The sequence below is a fragment of the Micromonospora globispora genome (genome assembly GCF_003857015.1).
Lineage (GTDB): Bacteria > Actinomycetota > Actinomycetes > Mycobacteriales > Micromonosporaceae > Micromonospora > Micromonospora globispora.
Genome location: NZ_QGGF01000288.1, coordinates 1 through 4288 on the forward strand (window position 1 = coordinate 1; position 4288 = coordinate 4288).

Consider the following 4288-nt stretch of genomic DNA (forward strand, 5'->3'; position numbering starts at 1 on the left):
TCGGTGGAGACCTGGATCCGGTTCCTCGTCTGGATGCTTCGCGGCGGGCGAGGCGGTTGCGGCGGTAGCCGTAGCCGAAGTAGATCAGCCCGCCGAGCAGCATCCAGACGAGGAACCGGATCCAGGTCTCCACCGACAGGTTGAGCATCAGGTAGAGGCAGGCGAGCGCCGAGACGATCGGCAGCACCGGGGAGAACGGCACCTTGAACGGCCGGTCCAGGTCGGGCCGCTTCCGGCGCAGGATCGGCACGGCGACGGAGACCAGCACGAACGCGCAGAGCGCGCCGATGCTGACCAGGTCGGCGAGCGCGGAGAGCGGAAGGAAGCCGGCGAGCAGCGCGACCCCGATGGTCATGATCGCCGAGATCCGGTAGGGAGTGCCCCAGCGCGGGTGCACCTTGGCGATCGACGGCGGGATCAGCCCGTCGCGGGAGATGGCGAAGCCGATCCGGCCCATGGCCACCAGGTCGACCAGGATGACGCTGGTCAGGCCGGCGACGGCGGCGATGGAGACTCCGATGGCCGCCCAGCCGGCGCCGGCCGCCTCGAACGCCGAGGCGATCGGCGCACCCTCGTCGATCTCGGTGTACGGCACCATGCCGACCACCACCAGCGAGACGCCGATGTACAGCACGGTGGAGATCCCCAGCGTGCCGAGCAGCCCCAGCGGCAGGTCCCGGCGCGGCTTCTTCGTCTCCTCGCCGAGGTTCGCCACCGCCTCGAAACCGGTGTACGCGAAGAAGACCACCGCGGCGGCGGTGAGCACTCCGGCGAAGCCGAACACGGACGGCTCCAGCCCGAAGATGGCCTGGGTGACCGGCTGCCGGATGCCATCCTCACCACCCCCGGCCGGCTGGGTGGACGGGATGAACGGGCTGAGGTTGGCCGCCTTCACGAAGAACAGCCCGGCGACCACGATGAAGACACAGATGGCGACCTTGACCAGGACCAGCAGGTTGGTCACTCGGGCGGATTCGCGGATGCCGACGATGCCGACCACGCCGAGGATCAGCACGATCGCGATCGCGCCGAGGTTGACGATGCTGCCCTCCTCGGCGAACCAGGCGCTGGGCAGGTCGAACAGCTCGGCGAGATAGCCGGACCAGCCTCTGGCCACCACCGCCGACCCGAGGGCGAACTCCAGCAGCAGGTCCCAGCCGATGATCCAGGCGACGATCTCGCCCATGGTGGCGTACGCGTAGGTGTAGGCGCTACCGGCGGTCGGCACGCTGGACGCCAGCTCGGCGTAGCAGAGCGCGGCGAGCAGGGCGACCACGCCGGCGACGGCGAACGAGATCACCACGCCGGGGCCGGCGTGGTTCTTCGCCTCGATCCCGGTGAGGGTGAAAATGCCGGTGCCGATCACGATGCCGATGCCGAAGCCCATCAGGTCGACGGCGCCGAGCCGGCGGCGCAGTCCCAGCCGGCCGTCGGTCCCGTCGGCCTCCCCCTGGGCCAGCACGTCCCTGATCGGTTTGGTCCGGAGTACCGACACTCGATCACCTCCCCCACCGCGTGACCACCACGGTGGCGGCCCGGTGACCGGCCAAGGTACCCAGCTCGCTCCCAGCCAACCCACGACGCTTCGTGTCGGCAAAATCACCGTCGGCCGTGTGGGCCCGGTCACCCTCCCACGTTCGGCCGGAGCTGCCCGTCGATCCGCCCTGAGGCCTTGCGCCGTCTGGGGAATAGTGAAAGTTTTCTACTTGCGACTGACATTCTGCGGCGAATCTTGCCGGATGCGCCCGGCGTCCGTCGCCCGACACCCCCCGGGAGCCCCAACCGAAGGGACCGCACCGCATGAAGGCAACTCGGCTCAGAGCCGCCGGGCTGGCCGTGGCGCTGCTCGGCGCGCTCATCGCCGGCACCCCCGCCAGCGCCGCGGAGAGCGACACGACGACCGACACCTCGACCAGCTGCGTCACCAACCCGGCCACCCCGAAGCGGCAGTTCCGGGCCATGTGGATCGCGTCGGTGACGAACATCGACTGGCCCAGCAAGGCCTCGCAGACCGCGCCCGACCAGGTGGCCAAGCAGAAGGCGGAGTACCTGGGCTGGCTCGACCTGGCGCAGAAGCTCAACCACAACGCCGTCGTGGTCCAGGTCCGCCCGACCGCCGACGCGTTCTGGCCGTCGCCGTACGAGCCGTGGTCGGAGTACCTGACCGGGGTGCGCGGCCAGGACCCGGGCTGGGACCCGCTGGCCTTCCTCGTCGAGGAGTCGCACAAGCGCAACCTCGAGTTCCACGCCTGGTTCAACCCGTACCGGGTCTCCATGCCGGCCCCGAGCGGCGCCGGCGCGGACATCTCGAAGCTGGCCCCGGACGCCCCCGCCCGGCAGCACCCGGACTGGGTCTTCGCCTACCCGCCGGCCGGGGTCGCCGGCAGCCGGCTCTACTACAACCCCGGCATCCCCGAGGTCCGCGAGTTCGTCCAGACCGCGATGATGGACGCCGTCAACCGGTACGACATCGACGGCGTGCACTTCGACGACTACTTCTACCCGTACCCGAGCGGCACGTACCAGGTCCCGGACGACGCCACCTTCGCCGAGTACAACCGGGGCTTCACCAACAAGGCCGACTGGCGGCGGGACAACATCAACCTGCTGATCCAGGAGATGAACGCCAAGATCAAGGCGGCCAAGCCGTGGGTGAAGTTCGGAGTCAGCCCGTTCGGCATCTGGCGGAACAAGTCGGTCGACCCGCTCGGCTCGGACACCACCGGCAGCCAGTCGTACGACATCATCTCCGCCGACACCCGTAAGTGGATCAAGGAGGAGTGGATCGACTACGTCGTGCCGCAGCTCTACTGGTACATCGGCCAGTACCCGGCCGCCGACTACGCGCGCCTGGTGCCGTGGTGGGCCGAGCAGGTGCGCGGCACCAGCGTCCAGCTCTACATCGGCCAGGCCGACTACAAGAGCGGTGAGCCGGCGTACGGGTCGTACTGGATGAACCCGTACGAGCTGTCGAACCACCTGACGCTCAACCGGTCGTACCCGGAGGTGCTCGGCAACGTGCACTTCTCCGCGGTGCAGGTACGGGCCAACCGGCTGGGCGCGACGGACATCTACGCGGCCGAGCACTACTCCCGCCCGGCGCTGATCCCGGCGATGCCGCACCTGCCGTCCCAGCCGCTGCTCGCCCCGGTGGTCACCGCCTCAGAGCGGGACGCCGACGGGGTACGCCTGAGCTGGCGGCAGCCCGCGGACGGCGAGGGGCCGCTCGGCACCGCCACGTCGTACGCGATCTACCGGTTCGACGGGGCCGGCATCGCCGAGGCGTGCGACTTCGCCGACGCCGCCCACCTGGTCGCCACCGTGCGCGGCACCGCGGATGACGTGCAGTCCTGGGTGGACACCACGGTCGCCGCCGGCCGTCCGTACACCTACTACGTGACCGCGCTGGACCGGCTGGCGAACGAGAGCCCGGTCAGCCCGCCGCACTTCGTGCACTGACGGTCGGGCGGATGCCCCGGACGCTGCGGCGTCCGGGGCATTCGTCTGTTTCGACGAATGTCACCAACAGTTGGCGCCCACCATCGCTAGACCTCTGGACATTGATCGACACTGATCTACACCCGGTGACCCGCCGGTGACCCGCCGTACCGCACACCCCCGCGGAGGTACCCGTGTCCAGACGCCTCGTCACCCTCCTCGCCTCCGGCACGTTCGCGCTGCTCGTCGCGCTCGGCGTCGCCTCCCCCGCGTTCGCCGCCGTGAGCCGGGAGCAAAAGCTCAGCGTGCTCTACAGCTGGACCCAGACCAGCGCCACCAGCTACAACGCCTGGAACGCCGGTCGGCTGAACAAGGCCGCCTGGTCCGAGTACGCCTTCGACTGGTCGACCGACTACTGCTCGTCCAGTCCGGACAACCCGCTCGGCTTCAACTTCGCGCTCTCCTGCTACCGGCACGACTTCGGCTACCGGAACTACAAGGCGATGGGCCTGTTCTCGGCCAACAAGTCCCGGCTGGACAGTGCCTTCTACGCCGACCTGAAGCGGGTCTGCGCGACGTACAGCTACGTGGTCCAGCCGGCCTGCTACAGCCTCGCCTGGACCTACTACGAGGCGGTCACCGTCTTCGGCTCCGTCTCCGCCGTCCAGCAGTCCGACATCGACCACGCCGCCCGCATGAAGGCCGACGCCGAACGCCGCGCCGCCCTCCGCTGAGCCGCCGCTCCCCGCCCACCCGCGTTGATCAAGAAGTTTGCGTCCTCCGGCGGGCCGGATCCGGACCCGAACCTCTTGGTCAACAGGGGCGGGGGCGAGGTCAGGCGTGGTCGCCG

Annotated in this window: 3 protein-coding genes; 2 read left to right on the top strand and 1 reads right to left on the bottom strand. The window is 69.4% G+C overall.

The window, feature by feature from the left end; all coding sequences use genetic code 11:
• On the bottom strand, positions 1-1495 hold a 1495-nt coding region (locus DKL51_RS14030; protein WP_124812132.1), incomplete at its 3' end, for an amino acid permease.
• A 305-nt stretch (positions 1496-1800) separates the two neighbouring features.
• On the opposite strand from DKL51_RS14030, the gene DKL51_RS14035 reads away from it, so the two are divergent.
• Together DKL51_RS14035 and DKL51_RS14040 are read left to right on the top strand one after the other, a co-directional pair.
• Complete coding sequence (locus DKL51_RS14035; RefSeq protein ID WP_109965994.1) at positions 1801-3459, top strand: glycoside hydrolase family 10-like protein; 1659 nt, start codon at positions 1801-1803, stop codon at positions 3457-3459.
• A 173-nt stretch (positions 3460-3632) separates the two neighbouring features.
• Entirely contained in the window at positions 3633-4172 is a 540-nt protein-coding gene (locus DKL51_RS14040) for a phospholipase (RefSeq protein ID WP_109965995.1), read from the top strand.
• Positions 4173-4288 lie beyond the last annotated feature (116 nt).